Origin of the sequence: Bradyrhizobium diazoefficiens USDA 110, assembly GCF_000011365.1 — a bacterium.
GTDB classification, from domain to species: domain Bacteria; phylum Pseudomonadota; class Alphaproteobacteria; order Rhizobiales; family Xanthobacteraceae; genus Bradyrhizobium; species Bradyrhizobium diazoefficiens.
Map to the genome: position 1 here is coordinate 7,397,031 of NC_004463.1, position 22,857 is coordinate 7,419,887.

Annotated in this window: 19 protein-coding genes; 10 read left to right on the forward strand and 9 right to left on the reverse strand. The window is 64.5% G+C overall.

The annotated features are described in order from the left end of the window. Window positions 1–62 precede the first annotated feature (62 nt). From BJA_RS34040 to BJA_RS34060, 5 genes are all read left to right on the forward strand, one after another. A complete protein-coding gene (locus tag BJA_RS34040; protein WP_011089457.1) occupies window positions 63–512 on the forward strand; it encodes a cupin domain-containing protein in 450 nt (149 codons plus the stop codon). A gap of 187 nt (window positions 513–699) precedes the next feature. Beyond that, a complete protein-coding gene (locus BJA_RS34045; protein ID WP_063921534.1) occupies window positions 700–2,193 on the forward strand; it encodes a flavin-containing monooxygenase in 1,494 nt (497 codons plus the stop codon). A 102-nt stretch (window positions 2,194–2,295) separates the two neighbouring features. Further along, window positions 2,296–3,369: a hypothetical protein gene (locus BJA_RS34050; protein WP_011089459.1), complete on the forward strand. Its 1,074-nt coding sequence runs from the start codon at window positions 2,296–2,298 to the stop codon at window positions 3,367–3,369. 66 nt (window positions 3,370–3,435) lie between these two features. Continuing rightward, window positions 3,436–4,419 carry an SDR family oxidoreductase gene (locus BJA_RS34055; RefSeq protein ID WP_011089460.1) on the forward strand — a complete coding sequence of 328 codons (984 nt, stop codon included), beginning with the start codon at window positions 3,436–3,438 and terminating at the stop codon, window positions 4,417–4,419. 371 nt (window positions 4,420–4,790) lie between these two features. Then, on the forward strand, window positions 4,791–5,573 hold the full coding sequence (locus BJA_RS34060; RefSeq protein ID WP_063921535.1) for a hypothetical protein: 783 nt from the start codon (window positions 4,791–4,793) through the stop codon (window positions 5,571–5,573). A gap of 146 nt (window positions 5,574–5,719) precedes the next feature. Here the strand turns inward: BJA_RS34060 and BJA_RS34065 are convergent, their stop codons facing one another. From BJA_RS34065 to BJA_RS34075, 3 genes are all read right to left on the reverse strand, one after another. After that, window positions 5,720–7,063, reverse strand: coding sequence for a cytochrome-c peroxidase (locus tag BJA_RS34065; RefSeq protein ID WP_011089461.1), 1,344 nt, complete (start codon window positions 7,061–7,063; stop codon window positions 5,720–5,722). Between the two features lie 13 nt (window positions 7,064–7,076). Next, window positions 7,077–8,783, reverse strand: a complete 1,707-nt coding sequence (locus tag BJA_RS34070) for a phospholipase C (protein ID WP_011089462.1) — start codon at window positions 8,781–8,783, stop codon at window positions 7,077–7,079. Between the two features lie 185 nt (window positions 8,784–8,968). After that, the gene (locus tag BJA_RS34075) at window positions 8,969–9,760 is read right to left on the reverse strand and encodes an ABC transporter substrate-binding protein (RefSeq protein ID WP_038967658.1); all 792 of its coding nucleotides are present in this window, start codon (window positions 9,758–9,760) and stop codon (window positions 8,969–8,971) included. 243 nt (window positions 9,761–10,003) lie between these two features. Here BJA_RS34075 and BJA_RS34080 point away from each other — a divergent pair, with 243 nt between their 5' ends. Next, on the forward strand, window positions 10,004–11,197 hold the full coding sequence (locus BJA_RS34080; RefSeq protein ID WP_038967657.1) for an efflux RND transporter periplasmic adaptor subunit: 1,194 nt from the start codon (window positions 10,004–10,006) through the stop codon (window positions 11,195–11,197). 12 nt (window positions 11,198–11,209) lie between these two features. Beyond that, entirely contained in the window at window positions 11,210–14,368 is a 3,159-nt protein-coding gene (locus tag BJA_RS34085; protein ID WP_011089465.1) for an efflux RND transporter permease subunit, read from the forward strand. A gap of 420 nt (window positions 14,369–14,788) precedes the next feature. On the opposite strand, the gene BJA_RS34090 is transcribed toward BJA_RS34085, so the two are convergent. After that, window positions 14,789–15,961, reverse strand: a complete 1,173-nt coding sequence (locus BJA_RS34090; protein WP_011089466.1) for an MFS transporter — start codon at window positions 15,959–15,961, stop codon at window positions 14,789–14,791. A gap of 59 nt (window positions 15,962–16,020) precedes the next feature. On the opposite strand from BJA_RS34090, the gene BJA_RS34095 reads away from it, so the two are divergent. Next, a complete protein-coding gene (locus BJA_RS34095; protein ID WP_038967656.1) occupies window positions 16,021–16,821 on the forward strand; it encodes an AraC family transcriptional regulator in 801 nt (266 codons plus the stop codon). Window positions 16,822–17,120: 299 nt separating this feature from the next. Beyond that, window positions 17,121–18,470 carry a malonyl-CoA decarboxylase gene (locus tag BJA_RS34100; protein WP_011089468.1) on the forward strand — a complete coding sequence of 450 codons (1,350 nt, stop codon included), beginning with the start codon at window positions 17,121–17,123 and terminating at the stop codon, window positions 18,468–18,470. An 85-nt stretch (window positions 18,471–18,555) separates the two neighbouring features. Here BJA_RS34100 and tarD read toward each other — a convergent pair whose 3' ends face one another. From tarD to BJA_RS34125, 5 genes are all read right to left on the reverse strand, one after another. After that, entirely contained in the window at window positions 18,556–19,725 is a 1,170-nt protein-coding gene (gene tarD / locus BJA_RS34105) for a D(-)-tartrate dehydratase (protein WP_011089469.1), read from the reverse strand. A 106-nt stretch (window positions 19,726–19,831) separates the two neighbouring features. Next, a complete protein-coding gene (locus BJA_RS34110; protein WP_011089470.1) occupies window positions 19,832–20,089 on the reverse strand; it encodes a DUF3297 family protein in 258 nt (85 codons plus the stop codon). Beyond that, entirely contained in the window at window positions 20,086–20,562 is a 477-nt protein-coding gene (locus BJA_RS34115) for a glutathione peroxidase (RefSeq protein WP_011089471.1), read from the reverse strand. The genes BJA_RS34110 and BJA_RS34115 overlap by 4 nt, the downstream gene beginning before the upstream one ends. Window positions 20,563–20,564: 2 nt before the next feature. Next, a complete protein-coding gene (locus BJA_RS34120) occupies window positions 20,565–21,965 on the reverse strand; it encodes an amidase family protein (RefSeq protein ID WP_011089472.1) in 1,401 nt (466 codons plus the stop codon). Between the two features lie 233 nt (window positions 21,966–22,198). Further along, complete coding sequence (locus tag BJA_RS34125; RefSeq protein WP_028174561.1) at window positions 22,199–22,456, reverse strand: DUF6894 family protein; 258 nt, start codon at window positions 22,454–22,456, stop codon at window positions 22,199–22,201. A 265-nt stretch (window positions 22,457–22,721) separates the two neighbouring features. Here BJA_RS34125 and pqqA point away from each other — a divergent pair, with 265 nt between their 5' ends. Continuing rightward, window positions 22,722–22,802: a pyrroloquinoline quinone precursor peptide PqqA gene (gene pqqA, locus BJA_RS34130; RefSeq protein WP_007595659.1), complete on the forward strand. Its 81-nt coding sequence runs from the start codon at window positions 22,722–22,724 to the stop codon at window positions 22,800–22,802. The last annotated feature ends 55 nt before the right edge of the window (window positions 22,803–22,857 follow it).

Below are 22,857 nucleotides of genomic sequence, written 5' to 3' on the forward strand. Positions count from 1 at the left end.
TAGACAGGCAGCCGGTCGCTGGCCGAAGCTCCATCCTCGCCGGAATCCATGAGGAGCGAGCCATGACTGCACTCGAAAAGGGCATAACCGCTGTTGGCACGGGCTATGGCGGCAAGAGCTGGAACATCCTTGGTCAGGTCTATTTCCCCAAGGCCGTCACCGACTCCACCTTCGCGTTCGAGACCAACAGCGATCCCGGCCAGTTCGTGCCGGTGCACATCCATCCGACCCAGGACGAGTTCATCCTGGTGCAGGAGGGCACGCTCGACCTCAAGCTCGACGGCGTCTGGGTCAAGGCCCATGCCGGCGACCTCGTGCGCATGCCGCGCGGCATCCCGCACGGCTATTTCAACAAATCCGACAAGCCCTGCCGCGCGCTGTTCTGGGTCTCGCCGATGCAGAAGCTGGAGGCGCTGTTCAACCAGCTCCACAATCTGACCGACCCAGCCGAGGTCGTGCGCATCTCGGCACTGCACGAGGTCGACTTCCTGCCACCCGAGGCCAACGACTAAAGCGCGATCGCCGCGCTTTAGCTGTTGTTTGAGCATGATCTTTTCGGAAAACCGCTTCACACTTTTCCGGATCATGCTCAGGCAGCCGCCTCCCCGTCGCCTTTCATCAGCTTGCAGCCCCGCCGGCCGCACCTTGCGGCCGAACGTGGCCGCTTGCGCGCGAAACACCCTGATTGCGAGCAATCCCATGGTCAGTCCCAAGCATGTTTGCGTGATCGGCGCCGGAGTCTCCGGTCTCGCCGCCGCAAAGGCATTCTCCAGCCGCGGCCACCGCGTCACCATTCTCGAGCGCAGTGGCGATCTCGGCGGCGTCTGGGAGCCTGCGCGCTCCTACCCTGACGTACAGACCCAGAGCCCGAAGGATCTCTACCGCTACACCGATCGCGCCATGCCGGACGTCTATCCGGAATGGCCGACCGGGCCGCAGGTCCACGCCTATCTCGCCGACTACGCCAAAAGCTTCGGCCTCGACCGCATGCTGCGCCTCAACACCGAGGTCGCCGGCATGGCGCGCCGCGCCGACGGGAAGCCGGGCTGGACGCTCGCGCTGACCACCAAGGACGGCAAGGCGACGAACGAGGATTTCGATTTCGTCGCGGTCTGCATCGGGCAGTTCAACGAGCCGCGTGAGCTGCATTGCCCGGGCGAGGACGGATTTCTGGCGCAGGGCGGCCAGATCCTGCATTCGTCGAAATACAGCGATCCCGCGCTGGCGAAAGGACGCCGCGTCGTCGTGCTCGGCGGCTCGAAATCGGCGACCGACATCGCGGTGAACGCGGTGAAATCAGGCGCACGCGAAGTCACCATCGTGATGCGCGAGCCGGTCTGGCGCATCCCCTATTTCATCGGCGGCCTCGTGAACTTCAAGCGCATCCTCTACATCCGTGCGCAGGAGGAGATGTTTCCGGGCTGGGGCGCCAGCGCGATGGCGCGGCTCGCACACCGCATCGCAGCGCCCCTGATCTGGGCGAACTGGCGCGGGCTGGAGAGCCTGTTGAAGGCGCAGCTCAAGCTTGGCCCGTGCAAGATGGTGCCGAACGAGCGGATCGAGGACGGCGTCAACTGCTCGGTGCCGATCGCAACGCCCGGCTTCTATCCGATGGTCGCGGACGGTCGCATCAAGGCGGTGTTCGGCACGTTCGATTATTACGAGGGCGACAGCATCGTGATGAGCGGCGGCGAGCGCGTCGGCGCCGACGTCGCGGTGCTCGCGATCGGCTACAAGCTCGGCGTGCCGTTCCTGCCCGCGGCCTATCAGCAGAAACTGGTCGACGCGGACGGTCAGTACCGGCTCTACCGGCTGATCGCCAACCCCGATCTGCCGGAGCTTGGCTTCGTCGGCTTCAACTCCTCTTTCTGCACCGTGCTCTGCGCCGATCTCGCCGCCAACTGGCTGGTGCGCTACGCCGACGGCCAGCTCGCCAACCAGCCGACGGCGCAGGCGATGCGCGACAACATCGAGATGATGCTGCACTTCAAGCGCGTCGAGCGGCCGGCCGCCGGCGTCTATGGCGGCTTGTGCGTCGCGCCCTATCACTATCGCCATTTCGACGAGCTGATGGCCGATATCGGCGCCAGGAACCAGAAGCGCGGCGGGCTCGCCGGACACTTCCAGCCGCCGGATGCGGATGCCTATGCGAAGTTCCTGGCGACGGCGCCGGACTACCGGGCCACAGCGTAAGGTCGGAGAACCCGGGCTGAGCGGGATTTGCAACTCGCCAGTCCGCGCGTTTGATGTTTACGATCCCATGATCGACGAATCTCCGGCACACGGGAACCCGCCATGGGACGACGATGTCACGCCGCCGCAGCCCTGGCGGTGCTTGGGCTGATCCTCACGACGTTCACGGCGAGCCAGGCACAAACGCTCACGGCGAGGCAATCGGAGGCGCTCGCCACCTACGATCGCGCGCTCGGCGATTTCAAATCCATCCTTGCCGAGCGGCGCCGACAGATCGCGGCGAAGGAGCCGCTGCCGAACCTGCCGGGACAGGCGCTCTATCTGGCACGCGTCGCGGTCATCAGTGCTTACAAGGATCTCACCGACGCCATGCCGTCGCGGATCGGCAAGCCCAACAAGTTCGAGATTCCGCCGGCCTATTTCGACGCCGACATCGAGCCGCTGGTCGACGAATATGCTGGACTCTTCGAGATCATGGAGGCGCCGCCCGCCGGCGCGCAGAACTCGCCGACGCCGTTCAAGGACGTCGTCGATCTCGCAGTCGCTATCGCGCGCGCCAAGGGACTTGCGTCTGGCCACGCCGAAGCTGCGGGACGTATCAGCCTCGGGCTGTTCTTTGCCGAGACCAACGGCAAGCAGAACGTCCGCAATGCGCGCTCGAACACCTATATGGGCAGCTTCCAGACCGGCCCGTCCGAGGACCGCAACGGCCGCAGGAAATGGGAGTCTATCAAGAGCGAGATCGCGGCGGCCGATCCCGCGCTGGCCGCGCGTGACGACAGGGAAGAGGCACGCGCCCGCGGCACCGATCATCGTTTCAATCACTGGACCAATGTCCGCAACGGTCTGATGAACGCGCATGCGGATCTGTTCCGGGAGATCCCGGGAATCGTGAAGACGCTGCCCGACCCGATCGACCAGATGAAGCTGTTCGAGCTGATCCAGATCGTTCCCACCCCGACGCGGTCCGCGCTCAAATCGGGCGATCTCCTGAACTACCGGGTGTCGAGCCCCACGATCATGAGGCACTTGCGCAACAACAGCATCTTCGCGTTCGGCCAGGCCGACAGATCGCGCAGCTCGGCAAGCTTCCGCGAGATTCTCGCTGCGATGTGGTTGTACAACCGGAAGTTCGAGAAGGCGATGGCGAAATACGCGGAGATCAGGGCGCACTGAGGCATCGGTTGTAACCGCTACCGGACGTAGTAGGCTCGTGATCTCATCAGCAGCACGGGCAGTATCATGCGCATCCTCATCCTTGGCGGCAGCCAGTTTCTCGGACGCGCGATTGCGGCCCATGCCTGCGCCAACGGTCACGACGTGACCTGCGCCGCCCGCGGTCTCGCCGGGCCGATCGCGGCAGGCAGCCGACTGATCCGGATCGATCGCGACGTCGCGGACGGTCTCGCGCCGCTCGCGGGTGAGACATTCGATGCCGTCGTCGACGTCTCGCGTCATCCCGGCCAGGTTCGCCGCGCCGTCGCGGCGCTGAAGCGGCCGGGCATGCACTGGACCTTCGTCTCCACGATCAGCGTCTACGCAGACAACCGCATACCGGGACAACGCGCCGACACGGCGCCGCTGCGCGAGCCCATGATCGAAGACGTCGAGCACAGCGCCGACGCCATTTATGGCGCCGCCAAGGTCGCGTGCGAGCAGGCCGTCGGCACTGATGCCTTCATCTGCCGGGCCGGCCTCATCGCCGGGCCGGAGGATCCGACGGGACGGTTCGCGTACTGGCCGGCCCGGCTTGCGCGCGGCGGCGAGGTGCTGGCGCCGGGAGCGCCTGACGATGCCGTCCAGTTCATCGACGTGCGCGATCTCGCACAATGGATCGTGCATGCGGCCGAGGTTGGCCTGACCGGCATCTATGACGGGATTGGACCGGTGCGCACGCGCGGCGAATTCCTGACCGAATGTGCATCCGCGCTGAACTCCGCCTGCACCTTCACCTGGGTCGATCGCGCCTTCCTGGAAGCGCATGACGTACGGCGCTGGGCAGGTCCGCGATCACTGCCGATGTGGCTGCCCCTGCCCGACTTCGCCGGCTTCCTGACACGCGACACCTCGCCGGCACGCGAGGCCGGATTGACCTCGCGCCCGGTGGCCGCCACCGTGCGCGATACGTTCGACTGGCTCCGCGCCGGCAACGGGCCGGTCATCGGTCTCACCAGAGACGACGAGAAGGACGTGCTCGCCGCGTGGCACGCGGGCATGACGAGCTAGGGCAGACTCATAATCTTGATATCGTCTTGTGACCGACAGCGGTCGTTCCTTGGTAACGACGACATGCAGAAGGGCGAGATCACCCGCCACAATTCTAGATAGAGTGTGAGCTGGTTCATATCGGCGGCCCCATGCCGCGCGTAGCTTGGCGAGAAGATGTCTCGCTTCCCGGCGCCAAGGCGTCATGGGTTTCCGGACGTCAAGTCGAGCGAACATCTGTCAACCCATAGGAGGACAGGTCATGAAGTTCGCAGCACTGCTTTTGATCTTTGCTCTCGCCGCATTCGCGACGGCTATTCCGGCAGATTCGGCCAACGCATGCGCGCGCCCCTGCGGAAACTATTGTTGCGGATAATCGGCGGAGAATTCCAATGCGCCCATTGATCAAGTGGGGGACATTAGTGACGATCGTGAGCATCGCACCACTGGCATCCGTGGCTGCGATACGTCACCACACGCCCCCAAATAAACTCAACGAAGCAATCACCGCTATCGGCTTTCACCCGATAACGCCGCCGGTGCTCCTGCGCGCTCCAGGCTCCATCTATCATGTCTCTCCGAACGGCCAGGATTACGACATGCTGTGCGAAGTCTCGCCTGAGCGACTGGTTGGCGTCACCCGCACGTCATCTTCTGCAACCCAAGTCACCTCCGAACTACGAAAGACGCAATATTCGCTCGACTCAAAAGTCGTGCGTTCGATTCAGTCACATACCGATGCAAAATTGGCGGAAGCTGTAAAGCTGGAGCTCGATGACGTTCAAGTGCTGGAGATCTCACTTGAAGACCTATCAATCATCGCTGAGGAGCTGTTCCGTCGCGAGTCCTGTGATCGGGAAGTGAAACGGTATCTGGAAAACGGCGAGTACGTTTGCCAGGGACAGCGGGTCCTCAAGGCGTCGACGAAATACGTGGCGGCCTACGACAATTCAGCGGCGGGCTCCGTGGAACAAACGACAGACCTGATAAAGAATAATTTCGATCCGACTGTCAGCATACAGGGCGGTCAGAGCGTCTCCGGAGCGAACCTTTATTACGGGATGAGACTGGCACCGCGGTGTCTATCCCTCAGGGATGCCAAAAGGCAGCCACGGCCACCGTTCTCGCTCTGGGACAGACTGGTCAATCACTTTCCTTCGCTCGAGTTCTTTTGAATATAGCCGCGACACGCCGTGGCAACGGCCAGCGTGTTCATGCAGGCGACAACCGACTCTTTTGGCTCAACCGCGGCGACCACGGCCGAGGCCTTGGTGGCGCCGGCGCCCCCCGCACGCCCAGACCGCTTTTATACACACACGCCCTAATTTTCCGGCTTGTATCCGTCCGTCAGGGTCTTCAGGAACGCGATGATGTCGGCCTCTTCCTGGTCCGTCATCGCCGGTCTGTCGCCGGGGTGGCGGTCGAACGGCGGATCGGTGACGTCGACATTGGCGTGATATTTTTGCGGCAGGTCGTCGTATTTCCGCACCGCGCCGTCGGCGGCGCGCGGAAAGACCTTCTCCGGATTGGTGTCGCGAAAATTGTAGAAGTCGAGCACCTGCTCGAGGCTGCGGAAGACGCCGTTGTGGAAGAAGGCGTGACGCACCGCGGTGTTGCGCAGCGTCGGCGTCAGGAACATGCCGCAATATTGGGTCTGCTCGGGCATGTCGGTGCGATTCGGGCCGCAAACGCCAAGGTCGAAATAATTGGGGTCGCGATTGTTGGCAAGCTCGGCGTTGCGCGGGGCGCCGAGCGCCTCGTATTGGTGATCGGTGAACAGCGGCGGCAGCCCGTCGCGGGTCGGCGCCGAGGTGTGGCAGCCGGCGCAATTGGCCTTGTCGGGATCGTTGAACGCTTGCAGCCCGCGCAGCTCGCTCTCGGACAGCCGCGCCTTGCCCTCGAGCCAGTAGTCGTACTTGCTGGTGTAGGGATGGAAGCTCGGCTCCTCGACCTGATAGCGCGCCACCGCGAACATCGCCTCCGCGATCAGCAGCCGTTGATTCTTCAGCACACCAGCGCCGAACAGCTCGACGAAGCGGGTGGCGTAGGGCGCACGCCGCAGCTTGCCTGCAACGATCTCGGCGCGGCCGCCGTCCATCTCGTTGGGATCGAGCAGCGGAAACAGCGCCTGGTCCTGCAACGTATCGGCGCGGCCGTCCCAGAACAGGCCGCCTTGCGGAACGATGTTCGCCGACGCGCCGCTACCGCCCGCGGTCTTGGTGGTGCGCGCCGCCAGCTGGCCGAGCGCGGCCATCTGCGCGAGGTCGACGACGTTGTCGTCGTCACCCTTGTCGGGGCCGATGCTGAAATTCGGATGGCGATCGAGATATGTCAGCGACGGCACCGCGCGTGCGCCCGGGCGCGACAACGTCGCGCCGCCGAGCATGACCGGCCCGTCATTGGGCGGACCGTAGGCGTGATCCGGGCTGTGACAGGACGCGCATGACAGCGCGCCCGAGGACGATAGCGAGGCGTCGTAAAAAATCTCCCTGCCGAGCTGCGCCATCGCCGAGAGCGGAGCGGCCGGCGGACGCATGAGACGAACCGGGTTCGGATTCGCACCCGCGGGATTTGCTTCCGCAAATCCCTGCGTCGCGACGGCAAGGACGGCGCCGGCCAGACAAAGCAGGCCGGCGCCGAAAAGCCACATGGTGCGGCTGTTCATATGACCTAGCGTCCTAGTGATGGTGATGCTCGTCCGGCGGGCTGGTCATGACAGTGCCGGAGGTCGGGTCAAGGAACAGCGCGTCCACCCGGAGATCGTGGCGATGATCATGATCGAAGTCGAACAGGTCCATGATCGACCCGGCGCTGGCGTCGAACGAGCCGCCGCCGAGACGCTGGCCGCGCAGCCAATTGTCCTCGATGAACCGCACCACCGAGGCCTGCGAGATGTAGGTGTGGCTGACGAAGTTCGTCCTCGCATAGGGCGAAACCACGATGAAGGGAACGCGGGTGCCCGGACCGCAGCGGCCGCTCACCGGCTTGCCGCTAAGCCCCTTCGGCGCCGGCTGCTTCTGCGGGCCGAGACCGCACAGGCCCGGACCGTTGACCTGGTCGGCGGTCGGATCGTAGGAGGCGCTCTTCGGCGCGACGTATTGGTGATCGTACCAGCCGTCGGAGTCGTCATAGGTGATGATGACCGCGGTCTCGCGCCACTCCGGCTGCTTCTGGAGGAAGTTGATCAGCTCGACATTGCCCACCTGCTCGTCGAGCGGATCGGAATTGCCGGCGTGACCGTCCTGGAAGGCCGGCATCTTGATGTAGGAGACGGCCGGGAAGTTGCCGGCCTTCACCGCGGCGTAGAAGTCCTCGAGATCGTAGTTGTGGTTGGCCGGATCAACCTTGCCGTTGAAGTCGTGGGTATGGCCAATCGCCTGGACCGAGCTCGGCCGCGCATGGGTCGGGTTGGCGGTCGACTTGTAGTACTGGAAGAAGGCGTGGTGCGGACTGTAGTCCACAATGGTGCCGTTGACGTTGCTCGAGAAGGTGCTGCGGCCGCAACCGGTGGTGCCGTTGGCGTTCTTGAGCGTCAGGTCGAAGCCGCCCATGAAGCTGCCCCAGCTGATGCGCTCGTCGTTGAGCAGATCGCCGATGTTCTTGCTGGTCATCAGCACGGTGCTGGTCGTGCTCGAGCAGGAATCGTAGGCAGGATCGGTGTCGCCGATCAGCGTCAGGCCGCCCTGGCCGTCGGCGATCGAGGACGAGGTGCCGACGACGTTCTGCGCGCCGTTGGTCTGGCCGGAGACCACTTCCAGCATGCCGGGCGTGGACGGACCGAACGTGTCGGTCCAGTGATTGTCGCTCATGGCGAAGTGCTGGGCGTAGTTCCAGAAGGCCGTGACGGTGTTGCCGTCGAAATAGCCCATCACCTGGCCGTTGGTGCCGAACGCGCCGGCGCCGCCGGCCGTGCCGCGGCCGGTGAATTTCGGGAACAGGTCTTCCTTGCCGTTGTCCACCGCCTGCTGCTCGGGCGTGTAGGCATGGTTCTGCGAGCGCGTGTTGGCCTGGGTGCGGTCGAGACGGAACGGATCCGTCGCGCCGGTGCCGTTGGCCGGGCTGTTGTTCGGGTTGTTGACCAGCAGGTTCGCCGTGACGAGGTTGTTGACCTTCGGCGTGTGCGGCTTCGGCACGAAGGGTATGGAGCCCGACGGATTGGCCGCGTTCGGATATGTCGCGAAATAATGGTCGAACGAGCGGTTCTCGTTGAAGATGATCACGAGATGCTTGATCGGCGTCTCGGTGTGGATGTCATGCGGATGACGGTGACGATCGTGATCATGATCGCGTTCCCGACCGAAATCGTCCGCGAGAACAGGCATGGCGCATGCGAGTGCCGTCGCGGCCGCGAAAATCGCGGCCGTCGTCAGAAATCTGGATTTCATTGTTGTGTTGCCCCGAAGGATTGACGCCGACCCCGGGAACGTTAATGGCGCGCGATGACAGAGCTGTGTCAGTTTGACGCAAGAGACACTTTGCGCAGTTGTTCAGACAAGATTTTCTACACGGGCGATTTGCCCGAAGCTGCCTTCCTCGACCCTCATGGTGAGGAGTCCGCCACAGCGGGCGTCTACTCGGTGCGGATCGGAGAATCCTTCAGGCCATTGTTGTCATAGGCCTTGCGCAAGGTGCCGTTGATCGTCGCCTCGTTCATGAATTTGGTGACGAAGGTCAGCGCCAGGCTGTGGCCGAGCGGCACCGCGACGGCTGTCACCGTCTTCTTGAACGTCTCGTCCAGCACCTTTGTACCGGGAATCTTCTGCGCCATTTTGTTGAGCTGGTCGCGCGACAGCGCGAAGGCGTCGATCTCGCCGCTCTTCAGGAGGCCGAAGATCTCGTCATAGGTCTGATAGCCGGTGACCTCAGCGTTCCTGAGATGTGCGACAGCGCCACGCATGGTGGTGGTGGCGTTGACGGCCGCGACCTTGATGCCGGGCTGGTCGAGCGAGGCAAAACTGGTCACGTTCGAACCGGCCTTGACGATGTAGGTGGCGTCCGCGACCTCGTAGATCGGCCCGAACATCATCTTGCTCTCGCGCTCGGGGTCCTTTGGCAGCCAGGTGACATCCCAGGTGCCTTTGCTGGCCGCGTCGGTGATCTGTCCGGAATTTTGGTGCACGACATATTCGACACCAACGCCGAGCTGGGCCGCCATCTCCTTGCCGAGGTCCACCGGCACGCCGGCATAGCCGGTTTCCGTCCTGGTCGACCAGAATGCGCCGCCTGCGGGGCTGATTGCGATCGCGACCCGCAGCTTGCCGGTCGGCGCGATCTCGTCCTTCAGCCCATCGGCTAGCGCGGGCATGGCAACCGCCGCCGCGAGAACGAGACCGGAGAGGGCCGATTGGACGGACGCGGACATGTCATGTTCTCCTCGCGTTTTCTTGTTCTCGTCGTCCCGACCGCTTCGCTTCCGCCACACGACCTTTGACACAATTCTGGTCGATCGTGCGCGCGGTGAAAAGCGGTTTGTCATGACAAACCTGTCAAAGGCCACACCGCCGTTCGCCGTGCAAGGCCGACGACCGCCATGGCTATGGTGTTCCACGGCCGGACATTTGTTGGTAGCCTGCCGCACCGACAGACAGCAATCGGGGGCCACCGAATGACGCGCGCGAATCCCGCATCTCCCGCACATCGCAATGGAGCGTGGAGACATGTTGGACGGGCGCTAGCCGCCACGGCCGCCGTGATCGCGCTCGCCGGCTGCGAGGACAAGAACGCCTACGTGGCTCCGCCCCCGCCCAAGGTGGACGTGGCGACGCCCGTGCAGCGGCCGGTGACGCGCTATGTCGAGGCCACCGGCAACACCGCGCCGATCAAGAATGTCGACTTGGTGGCGCGCGTGCAGGGTTTCCTGCAGTCGATCGACTACCAGGACGGCACCTTCGTCAAGCAGGGCACCCAGCTCTTTACCATCGAGCCCGAGACCTACAAGCTGAAGCTCGAGCAGGCCCAGGCGGCCGAGGCCGGCGCCCAGGCCTCGCTCCGGCAGGCGGAGGCCGACTTCAAGCGGCAAAGCGATCTGGTGCAGCGGCAGGCGGTCTCGCAGGCCACCCTCGACACCTCGACGTCAACGCACGAAAACGCGCAGGCCAATCTCCTGCAGGCGCAGGCCAACACCAGGATCGCCGAGGTCAACTACGGCTACACCAAGGTCACCGCGCCGTTCGACGGCGTCGTCAGCGCCCACATGGTCTCGATCGGCGAGCTCGTCGGCGTCTCCTCCCCGACCCAGCTCGCGACCATCGTCGCGATGGACCCGATCTGGGTGAACTTCACCGTCAACGAGCAGGACGTGCTACGCATCCGCGCCGAAGCGGCCCGCCGGGGACTGACGCCCACCGACCTCAAGCAATTTCCGATTCAAGTCGGGCTCCAGAACGAGACCGGCTATCCGCATGAAGGCAAGCTCGACTACGTCTCGCCGACCCTCAACCAGTCGACCGGTACGCTTGCCGTGCGCGGCCTCGTCCCCAACGACAAGCGGGTGCTGCTGCCCGGCTATTTCGTCCGCGTCCGCGTGCCCTTCGACCAGGAGAAGGGCGCGCTCCTCGTTCCCGACACCGCGCTCGGCAGCGACCAGGGCGGCCGCTATCTGCTGGTGGTCAATGGCGACAACGTCGTCGAGCAGCGCAAGGTGCAGATCGGCCCCACCGATAACGGCCTGCGCGTGATCGAGAGCGGGCTGAAGCCAGACGACCGCGTCGTGATCGCGGGGCTGCTGCGGGTGATCCCGGGCCAGAAGATCGACCCGCAAGTGACGAAGATCGAGCAGCCGCAGGCGTCTGCCAAGTAGGAGCTGCCTGCCATGATCTCAAAATTCTTCATCGAGCGGCCGGTCCTCTCGAACGTCATCGCACTGCTGATGATCCTGATCGGCGGCGTCGCGCTGTTCAACCTCGCGATCGCGCAATACCCCGACGTGGTGCCGCCGACCGTGCAGGTCACCACGCGCTATCCCGGCGCCAGCGCCAAGACCGTGATCGACACGGTAGCCCTGCCGATCGAACAACAGGTCAATGGCGTCGAGGACATGCTCTACATGCAGTCCTACAGCGGCTCCGACGGCACCTATACGCTGACCGTGACCTTCAAGATCGGCACCGACCTCAACTTCGCGCAGGTGCTGGTGCAGAACCGCGTCTCCAGCGCGCTGTCGCAACTGCCGACGTCCGTGCAGAACCAGGGCGTCACCGTCCAGAAGAAATCGACCTCGATCCTGCTGTTCGTGACGCTGACCTCGCCGGACTCCCGGTTCGACAGTCTCTATTTGAGCAACTACGCCACCATCAACATCCGCGACGAGCTCTCGCGCCTGCCCGGCGTCGGCAACGTCACGGTGTTCGGCGCAGGCCAGTATTCGATGCGGGTGTGGCTCGACCCGAACAAGCTGCAAGTCCGTGGCCTCGTGCCGCAGGACGTGATCCAGGCGATCCAGCAGCAGAGCCAGCAGGTCTCCGCCGGCCAGGTCGGCGCGCCGCCGACGCCGCCGGGCCAGGCGTTCCAATACACGCTCAACGTCAACGGCCGGCTCGACGACACCAGCCAGTTCGAGAACATCATCGTCAAGTCAGGCACCAGCGGCGACGTCACGCGGGTGCGCGACGTCGGCTGGGTCGAACTCGGCGCGCAGACCTACAGCCAGATCTTTTCGCTGAACAAGCAGCCCGCCGTCGGCATCGGCGTGTTCCAGTCGCCGGGCGCCAACGCGCTCCAGGTCGAGCAGGCCGTCGAGAAGAAGATGGCGGAGCTCGCCAAGCGCTTCCCGGAAGGCATCAAATACGACACGCCGTTCGACACAACCAAATTCGTCGAGGCCTCGGTGCACGAGGTCTACATGACGCTGATCGAGGCCGGCCTGCTCGTGCTGGTCGTGATGCTGGTGTTCCTGCAGGACTGGCGCGCCATGCTGGTGCCGGCAACGACCGTGCCGGTGACCATCATCGGCGCCTTCGCCGCGATGGCGGCGCTCGGCTTCACCATCAACATGTCCACGCTGTTCGCGATCGTGCTGGCGATCGGAATCGTCGTCGACGACGCCATCGTGGTGGTCGAAGGCGCCGCCCACAATATCGAGCAGGGCATGAACGGCCACGACGCCGCGATCAAGGCGATGGACCAGCTATTCGCGCCGATCGTCGGCATCACGCTGGTGCTGATCTCGGTGTTCCTGCCGGCCTCGTTCCTGGCGGGCCTCACGGGCCGCATCTACTCGCAATTCGCGCTGGTGATCGCGGCGACCGCGCTCTTGTCCGCCATCAACGCGGCGACCCTGAAGCCGACGCAATGCGCACTGTGGCTGCGGCCGGCGGTGCCGCCGGAGCAGCGCAACTTCTTCTATCGCGGCTTCAACAACGTCTATGACCGGGTCGAGCGCGGCTACACGCGGCTGATCACCTTCCTGGTCAGGCACGCCACGGTGTCGGTCGCGGTGGCGCTGGTGCTGATCGGGATCGGCGGCTACGGCCTGTCGCGGGTGCCGACCGGCTTCCTGCCGATCGAGGACCAGGGCTATCTGATCGCCGCCATCCAACTGCCCGACGGCGCCTCGCTGGAGCGGACCCAGAAGGTGCTCGACCGGGCCAGCGAGATCATCAAGGAGACGCCGGGCGTCCAGCAGGTCATCACCATCGCCGGCATCTCCGCGCTCGACAGCAGCGCGAGCCTTGCCAATGCCGGCGTCGCCTACATCATCCTGAAGGATTGGGACGCGCGCAAAGGTCCCGGCGAGGATCTGCGCTCGCTGGTCTACGGGCTGAACGACAAGCTCGCTGTGATCATGGAGGCGCGCACCATCGTGCTGCCGCCGCCGCCGATCCAGGGCATCGGCAACGCCGCCGGCTTCTCGATGCAGGTCGAGCTGCGCGACGGCAACAGCGATTTCGCCAAGCTGCAGGCCATCACCGGCGCGGTGGTCAGCAACGGCCAGAGCCAGAGCGCGCTGCAGCGCGTCCAGTCCTCGTTCCGCTCGTCGGTGCCGCAATTCAACGTCGAGATCGACCGCGTCAAGACCCAGACTTTGCATGTCACCACCGATCAGGTGTTCTCGGCGCTGTCGACCTATCTCGGCTCGTCCTTCGTCAACCAGTTCAACAAGTTCGGCCGCGTGTTCCAGGTCTACACGCAAGCCGATCCGGCCTTCCGCGTCACCGAGCGCGACATCGCCAACATGATGGTGCGCAACTCGAACGGCGACATGATCCCGATCGGCACGGTGGCCACGATCACGCCGGCCACCGGCCCGTCGCTGATCAGCCTCTACAATCTCTATCCCTCCTCGACAATCATCGGCCTGCCGGCGCAGGGCTATTCCTCCGGCCAGTCGCTGAAGCTGATGGAGGAGATCGCGGACAAGACGCTGCCGCCCGGCACCGGCTATGAATGGACCGCGATGTCGTACCAGGAGAAGGCGGTCTCGAACCAGATCTACTGGGTGTTCGGCCTCGCCATGCTGCTGGTCTATCTCGTGCTCGCCGGCCAGTACGAGAGCTGGTACGCGCCGATCTCGGTGATCCTCGCCGTGCCGCTGTCGCTGATCGGGCCGATGCTGATCCTCAACGGCCTCAAGATCGACAACAACCTCTATTGCCAGATCGGCCTGATCCTGCTGATCGCGCTGTCGGCCAAGAACGCCATCCTGATCGTCGAGGTCGGGCTGGAGCTGCACGGCCGCGACGGCAAGCCGATCCTGGAGTCGGCGATCGAGGCGGCCCGCGCCCGCTTCCGCCCGATCCTGATGACCTCGTTCGCCTTCATCCTCGGCGTGGTGCCGCTGGTGATCGCGACCGGCGCCGGTGCCAGCGCCCGCAAGTCGATCGGCATCACCGTGTTCTCGGGCATGCTGGCCTCGACCTGCCTCGCGGTGCTGTTCGTGCCCGCGTTCTTCGTGGTGGTGCAGCGGTTCGAGAACTGGCGGGCGTCGAAGAAGGCGCCGAAGGTGCAGCCGGCCGTGGAGGTGAAGCCGTAGGCTTCTTCTGCGGAGGCCCGCTCCGATAAAAAAAGTTGAAAACAACCCCTTGCACAGTAGAACGGCGTTGATGGCGTTGAGGTTTTTTCAGCGACGCCAGCGTTTGACCCGTCGGGCAAGACACTGGCAGAATGGCATGATGGGTGGCATGCACGATGTGCCGCCATCTCCCCCGTCATTGCGAGCGCAGCGAAGCAATCCAGAGTCCCGCCGCGGAACGATTCTGGATTGCTTCGCTACGCTCGCAATGACGAGGTTGAAGCAGCTGCGCGCATCTCTTCTGTCATTCCGGGGCGCGCCGACAGGCGCGAGCCCGGAATCCATCGGGCGGCAGAGGCTGCGAGTAGATGGATTCCGGGCTCGTCGCTGCGCGACGCCCCGGAATGACGGGGTGGCGCGAGCCGCCCGCCTCACTGCCCCTCACGCCGCTTGCGGCGTCCGGATCTCGCGCGGCAGGATCAACGCGGCTGCGATCGCGAGCAGGCAGAGCGCGGCGAAGGCGTGCAGCATGGTGACGAACCCGCCCTGCTCGTAGAGCCAGGCGACCAGGCCGACGGAGGCGCCGGCGGCGGTGAAGCCGACGAAATAGCGCACGGCATAGGCGCGCGAGCGCCACTCTTCCGTGGTGTATTTGCCGACCATGGCATCGTTGACCGTGACCTGCCCGAACGCACCCATGACGATGCCGATCGAGACCAGGATCAGCGGCAGATTGGACAGGCTCGCAGCCAGATACAGGAACGGCGCCAGCATGAAGGACAGCGGCAGCGCCACCGTCTTCAGCGAATAGCGGTCGAGCAGCCGGCCGATCGTGTACTGGGTCATCGCGCCGAACACGTAGACACAGGCGGCGATGACGCCGAGCAGCGCCGGGCTCCTGGTGAGATCGGCGAGCCGCTCCGCGAACAGTTTCGGCAGCGCGACGGTGACGGCGTTGAAGGTGGTGGAGATCGCGATCACCACGATCAGCAGCGCCAGGATCACGCGCCACATGTCCTGCTTGGCGACGCGCGCCTGCGCCGCCGCCTGCTTCGAGCCCTTGCGGTCCTCGTGCACGACCATCATCGCAAAGGCGATGCCGATCAGGATGGTGACGACGCCGGGGACGATGAAGGCAAAACGCCAGCCGAGATACTGGCCGATCACGCCGGTCACCAGCGCGGACGAGGCCACGCCGAGATTGCCCCAGACGCCGTTGATGCCCATCTCGCGGCCGAGCCTGTCGGCATAGGACACGATCATGGCGGTGCCGACGGGATGGTAGATCGAGGCGAAGATGCCGATCGCCAGCAGCGCCGCGCCGAGTTGAACCGGGGTCTGAACGAAGCCGACCGAGATCATGGAGAGGCCAATGCCGACGAAGAAGATCAGCATCATGTGGCGGCGGCTCCAGCGGTCCCCGAGCCAGCCTGTCAGCAGCGAGCCCGCGCCGAACGCGATGAAGCCCGGCGTCGCGTAAGGCAAAAGTTCCGAATAGGCCATGCCGAGCGCCGGCCCCATGATGATCACGGCGGCGGCGAAGATCAGCATCGAATAATGGTCGATGAAATGGCCTGCGTTGACGAAACTGATGACCCGGCTGGGGCTGTTCATACGAATCCTCTCCTGCTCCGAAATGAGTTATATTTCGGGCAAATGACGGGATGCAGCCAATGACTGTCTTGGAAACGCCAATCCTCCGGGAGGTCCGGAGCAACCATCGCTCGCCTGCGGGCGTGCATCTGGTCGCGCGTGACTACCCCAGGGGCCTGCGGCTCGATCCGCACATGCACCGCGAGGCGCAGCTCGTCTATGCCGCCAAGGGCACGATGCAGGTGACCACACCGAAGGGCCGCTGGCTGGTGCCGCCGGACCGCGCCGTCTGGGTCCCGGCCGGGCTCGAGCATGCCATCGACCTGCTTGCCGACATCGAGTTGCGCACGCTGTATTTCGACCTGCCCTGGCTGAAGCGCGAGCAACGCTATGAAGGCCTGACCAAGGAATTCGTGGTGCGGGTCTCGCCGCTGCTCAACCAGGCGATCCTCGCGCTGTTCGACGCGCGCAACACGGAAGAGCGCACCGAGCTGCTGGTCCGCCTCGTCATGCTGGAATTGCACCAGGCCGAGGATTCCGCGACCTTCGTGCCGCTGCCGCGCGAGCCGCGCTGCCGGCGCGCCGCGATGATCGTGCTCGACGACCCAACCGGCCTGCACGACATCGATACGCTGGCGCGCGAGGTCGGAACCTCCGCGCGCACGCTGTCGCGGCTGTTCTCCACGGAGACGCAGCTGAGCTTCAAGAGCTGGTGCCAGCGCGCCCGGATCGCCGCGGCGATCCAGCGGCTGTCCACGGATGCGAACGTTTCGGTGAAGCAGCTCGCGACCCAGCTCGGCTATGCCAGCGTGCCGGCGTTCTCGGCGGCGTTCCGCCAGGTGACGGGGCGGACGCCGACGGCGTTTGCGGGGAAGGGGTAGCGGCAACCTCGGTGTCGTTGCTCGCCGCTCCACTCCCGGTGTCATTGCCCGCGAAGGCGGGCAATCCAGTACTCCGAGACGGCGCGGCTAGAACCGAGACGCCGCGGCGTACTGGATGCCCCGCCTGCGCGGGGCATGACAGCGGTTGTGAAGCGCGACGGTCTTCGCGGGGCATGACAACGTTCCTGAGTCGCCTGCCCTGACTAAAGTTGCCAAATTCGCCTGCTTGATTGTGATCGGCTTCTGCCTAAATCCCGTGTAAGCTTCCGCACCGCACAAACCGGTTTCGAAAGGCCCAGATGGCTAACGCCTTCTTCTCCGATCTCCTCGCCACCATCTCCGAGCGCGGCCGTACGCTGCTTCGTCGCGATTCCGCGGATACCAAACAGGACGCCGACGGGCTGATCGCGCTCTGCGGTGCGCTGCTGTCGGGCCGGGGCGAAGCCTCCGGCACAGCCATGGCGCGCGAGGTGCTCGATCTCTACCAGGACCTGGATGCGGCAGGACGCCGCGCCTTCTTCGAGGCACTGGTGCGCGATTTCGGCCCCGACCGGGAACGCCTGTCCAAGGCGATAGAGAAATGGCGCGCCAAGCCCAGCGACGAGGACGCGAGCTCGCTGCATTTCGCCTCCGAGCCGCGCCGGCAGGAGCTGATCCGCCGCCTCAACCGCGCGCCCGGCGGCACCGGCGACCTCGTCAACATGCGTGCCGACCTGCTCGGCATGATGAACGGACACACCGATCTCGCCGCGCTCGATCGCGACGTCTCGCATCTGCTTTCTTCGTGGTTCAACAGGGGGTTTCTCGTGCTGCGCAGGATTGACTGGTCAACCCCGGCCAACATCCTCGAAAAGATCATTCGCTATGAAGCCGTCCACGAGATCAGCGACTGGGACGATCTGCGCCGTCGCATCGATCCGGTCGACCGCCGCTGCTACGCCTTCTTCCATCCGGCGATGGTGGACGAGCCCCTGATCTTCGTCGAGGTGGCGCTGACCGAGACGATCCCCGGCGCGATCGCGCCGCTACTGGCGGTCGACCGCCAGCATCTGCCGATCGAGCGCGCGCGCACCGCCGTGTTCTATTCGATCTCCAACACCCAGCGTGGCCTCGGCGGCATCTCGTTCGGCAGCTTCCTGATCAAGCAGGTGGTGGAAGAGCTGCGCCGCGAATTGCCGAAGCTCGACAGCTTCGTGACGCTGTCGCCGGTGCCGGGCTTCATGCAATGGGTCAAGCAGGACAAGGAGCTGCCGCTGTCGGACGAGGATCGCGAGGTGCTGAAGCGCCTCGACGATCCCAAATGGTTCGAGAACCCCGAGACGACGGCACTGCTGCGCGGCATACTGGAGCCGCTCGCGGCGCACTACTTCCTGAAGGCCCGCACGGCGAAGGGCCGGCTGATCGACTCCGTCGCCCGCTTCCATCTCGGCAACGGCGCGCGGCTCGAGCGCATCAACTGGCTCGGCGACCTCTCGCCCAAGGGCGTGCGCGAGTCGGCCGGCGTGATGGTCAACTACCTCTACCGCCTCGACGACATCGAGAAGAACCACGAAGCCTACGCCAATGACGGCGAGATCGTTGCCTCAAGCGCGGTGAAGAAGCTGCTGAAGGGCGAAGGACGGCGGCTGCTGGACATGCGGCTGTCGTAAGGTTCTGTCGTCCTGGCGAAAGCCAGGACGACGTTGGGGAGAGTTCTCGGACTATCGCAACGATACATGCGCGGCGTGGAGTGAATTACTCCGCCAGCGCCTTCATCTCCTTGTAGAGATCCGACTTGCCTTCGAAGCCGATGCCCGGAAGGTCCGGCATGGTGATGTGGCCGTTCTCGACGCGCACGCCGTCGGGGAAGCCGCCGTAGGGCTGGAACAGGTCCGGGTAGCTTTCGTTGCCGCCGAGGCCGAGGCCAGCGGCGATGTTGAGCGACATCTGGTGGCCGCCATGCGGGATGCAGCGGCTTGGCGACCAGCCATGGGTCTTCAGCACTTCGAGCGTGCGCTGGTATTCGCAGAGGCCATAGGACAGCGCGCAGTCGAATTGCAGCCAGTCGCGGTCCGGGCGCATGCCGCCATAGCGGAGCAGGTTGCGCGCGTCCTGGTGGCTGAACAGGTTTTCGCCTGTCGCCATCGGGCCGGGATAGAATTCGGCGAGCGCGGCCTGCAGCGCGTAGTCGAGGGGATCGCCGACCTCCTCGTACCAGAACAGCGGATAATCGCGCAGCATCTTGGCATAGGCGATGCCGGTCTCGAGGTTGAAGCGGCCGTTGGCGTCGACGGCGAGCTGCGCGTCCTTGCCGATCTCCTCCAGCACCGCCTCGATGCGCATGCGATCCTCCTCGATCGGCGCGCCGCCGATCTTCATCTTCACGACGTTGTAGCCGCGGTCGAGATAGCCACGCATCTCGCCGCGCAGCATCGATAGCCCCTTGCCGGGATAGTAGTAGCCGCCGGCGGCATAGACGAACACGCGCGGGTTGGCTTTGACGCCGTGACGTTCGGCGAGCAGGCGAAACAGCGGCTTGCCCGCGATCTTCGCCACCGCGTCCCACACCGCCATGTCGATGGTGCCGACCGCGACCGAGCGCTCGCCATGGCCGCCCGGCTTCTCGTTGATCATCATCGCGGCCCAGACCTTGTCGGGATCGAGATTGTCGCCGGCCTCGTTCAGAAGCTTCTTCGGATCGGCCTCCAGGATGCGCGAGGCGAAGCGTTCGCGGATCAGGCCGCCCTGCCCGTAGCGGCCGTTGGAATTGAAGCCGTAGCCGACGACGCGCTTGCCTTCGCGCACAACGTCAGTGACGACGGCGACGAGGCTCGTCGTCATCTTGGTGAAATCGATATAGGCGTTGCGGATCGGCGATGAGATCGGCTTGGTGATCTCGCGGACGTCGACGATGCGGACGGACATGGGGTCTCAACTTTCCCTTTTCGTCATTCCGGGGCGATGCGCAGCATCGAACCCGGAATCTCGAGATTCCGGGTTCTCGCTTCGCGAGCCCCGGAATGACAGCATGCTACTTCTTATCCCTGAAATACGGCTCGACCGGCCCGTGCACCTTGATGGTCAGCGGGTTGCCGTGGCGGTCCTTGGCGTTGCCGGCGGTGACGCGGACCCAGCCTTCGCTGATGCAGTACTCCTCGACATTGGTCTTCTCGATGCCCTTGAAGCGGATGCCGACGTCGCGCGCCAGGATGTCCGCGTTGTAATAGGGGCTGTTCGGATCGACCGACAGGCGGTCCGGAAATTCGTCACTCATGATTGTCTCGCTCATAACAGGGTCTCGATTTGCTGCCGCAATCCTTCGGGCCGCGCGGTCGGCGCGTAGCGCGCGATCACCCGGCCGGCACGGTCCACCAGGAATTTGGTGAAATTCCATTTGATGGAGGCGCCGAGGAGCCCGGATTGCTGGCGTTTCAGATACTCATACAAGGGATGCGCGTTGGCGCCGTTGACGTCGATCTTCTCGAACAGGGGAAAGGTGACGTCGTAATTGGTCGAGCAGAATTCCTGGATCTCGCTCGCCTGCCCCGGCTCCTGCGCGCCGAACTGGTTGCAGGGAAAGCCGAGCACCGCGAAGCCGCGCGGCGAGAGATCGCGGTAGAGATCCTCAAGGCCGCGATATTGCGGCGTGAAGCCGCATTTGCTCGCGGTGTTGACGATCAGGAGCACCTGCCCTTCGAACCGGCGCATGGGCACTTCCTCGCCGAGCAGCGAGTTGGCCTTGAAGTCGTAAATCGCCGACATCGCTAACCCACGGGATCGATCGGCGACGGCGGCACGCCGCCCGCCTCGATCGCTTCGCCGGCAAGCAGGCACAGATCCTCGCGGTAGCGGCCGGACACGATATGCACGCCGACCGGCGCCTTGCCGACGAGGCCGGTGGAGACCACGAGGCCCGGCAGACCCATGAAGGGAATCGCGATCTGGGGCAGCTGCGCCTCCCAGACCCGCTTGAAGGATTCGTCGTCTTTGCGGTCGAGATGATCCGGGAACGGCAATTCGCCGGAGACCGGCGTCAGCAGCACCGCATATTTTTCGAAGAACAGCATCCAGTCGCGGGTCAGCGTGGCGCGGCGGGTCAATGCCTTCGCGTAATTCGCCTGGTCCATCGGCGTCACCCTGCTGCGGTTGCCGCGCAGGCACGCCAGCGCACCGGGATCGCCTTCGCGCTCTGCCATCTCGAGCTGCGCCTCATAGCCGTCGCCGAGCCAAAGCTTGATCTGCCACTCGACCGCCTCGCGCATCGGCGGCGTGTTCTCGATCACGTCAACGGTCCACCCGGCACGCTCGAGGCGCTTGCCGGCATCGGTCACCGCCGCCTTCACCTCCGGCGTGGTCGCAAGGCCGTCCGGGTTGAGGCAGAGCGCGGCGCGCTTCGGCCGCGCGGGACCTTCCAGCGGCGCCGGCACATACCAGGGGTCGCGGATGTCGCGCGCCGACATGGCCGCGAGCGAAATCCTGATGTCGTTGACGGTGCGCGCCAGGGGTCCCGACACCGCCATGATCTGCGGGCCGATCGGGCGTTCCGGCAGCGCCGGATTGAAGGCGGGGATGCGGCCCAGGGTCGGCCGCAGGCCATGCACGCCGCAGGCATAGGCGGGATAGCGGATCGAGCCGGCGATGTCGGTGCCATGGGCGATATGGCCGATGCCGGCCGCGACCGCCGAGCCGGCGCCGCCAGACGAGCCGCCCGGCGTCAGCGAGGCATCGCGGGGGTTCTTGGTGTCGCCGTGGACCAGGTTGGTGGTGAACCAGCGATAGGAGAAGGCCGGGCAATTGGTGCGGCCGAGCAGGATGGCGCCCGCCTTCCGAAAGTTGGCGACCACCGGATTGTCCTCGCGCGCGATCAGGTCGCGCTGGAGTTTTAAGCCGTTGGTGGTGGCAAAGCCCTCCTGGTCGACATTGGCCTTGATGGTGACGGGCACGCCGGCCAGCACGCCGGGGTCCTCGCCCCGGCTAATTGCGGCATCGACGGCGTCAGCCTGCTTGAGCACGTCCTCCGGCCGGTGGTCGATCACGGCGTTGAGCTGGGGATTGACGGCGTCCAGACGGGCGAGGCCCGCCTTGGCCGCCTCCCTGGCGGACACCTTTTTGGTCTTGACGAGGGTGGCGAGGTCGGCAGCCGACAGGCGCCAGAGATCTTGCATGGCTTGCTCCGTGTAACCGGCGTCTTTTAGCGCCGGGAACGCGGTAAAGCCATGCGGATTTCGCAGGGGCGAAGGGCTCGGATTGCGGCATCTTTCGGCATTGCGAGCGCAGCGAAGCAATCCAGACTGTCTCCGCGGAACCGGTCTGGATTGCTTCGTCGCATCAGCGCAAAATTGCTTCGCAATTTTGTCGCGCGCTCCTCGCAATGACGTGGAGAGAGCGGCGGACCTCTCTAATGCCTCGTCGCGGACTGATCCGGCATGTCCAGCAGCGCTTCGGTGAACGGAAACTCCAGCACGACTTCGCCGTCGACATCGGTGACCTCGATCACCGCCTCCAGCAGCGCCGGCTGGGTCCCTTCCGATCTCAGGACCTCCAGGATCATCTGGCGGGCGACCTCCCAGGCGCGATCGGGATTCCGCAGATCCTCGCCCTCGGGATCCACGATCAATTCATCGCCGATGCGGGTGTTGAAGAAATATTTGGGCATCACCGAGGTCCAGATTGGGTCGCCTGTAGCCGATTGGAAGCCGTTCCATACTCACAACTGGTTTATCCCGACAGGGATCACGACCTATCGGTAATTTTTCTTATGTCATTCGCTCAACTTTACGGCCGCAATACGCTCTCTTTGCAGTGCAACAATTCCGCCAGCCTACTACTTAGGTCGGGAAAATTTCACTGGCGAACTTTTCCACCCGCAGTAATTTAACCCGTGGGCGGATGCGTCCGAATTCACGAAAATGGAGAGCCAAATGGCCTGGAAAGCCCCGAAGATCGTCGAAGTGCCCTGCGGCATGGAAATCAACATGTATGTGAGCGCCACCCGCAAGTAAGCGGTTGGTGAGTTTGCGTTCTGCGCAGGTGGTTCTTTCGGTCGGGCACTCTCGG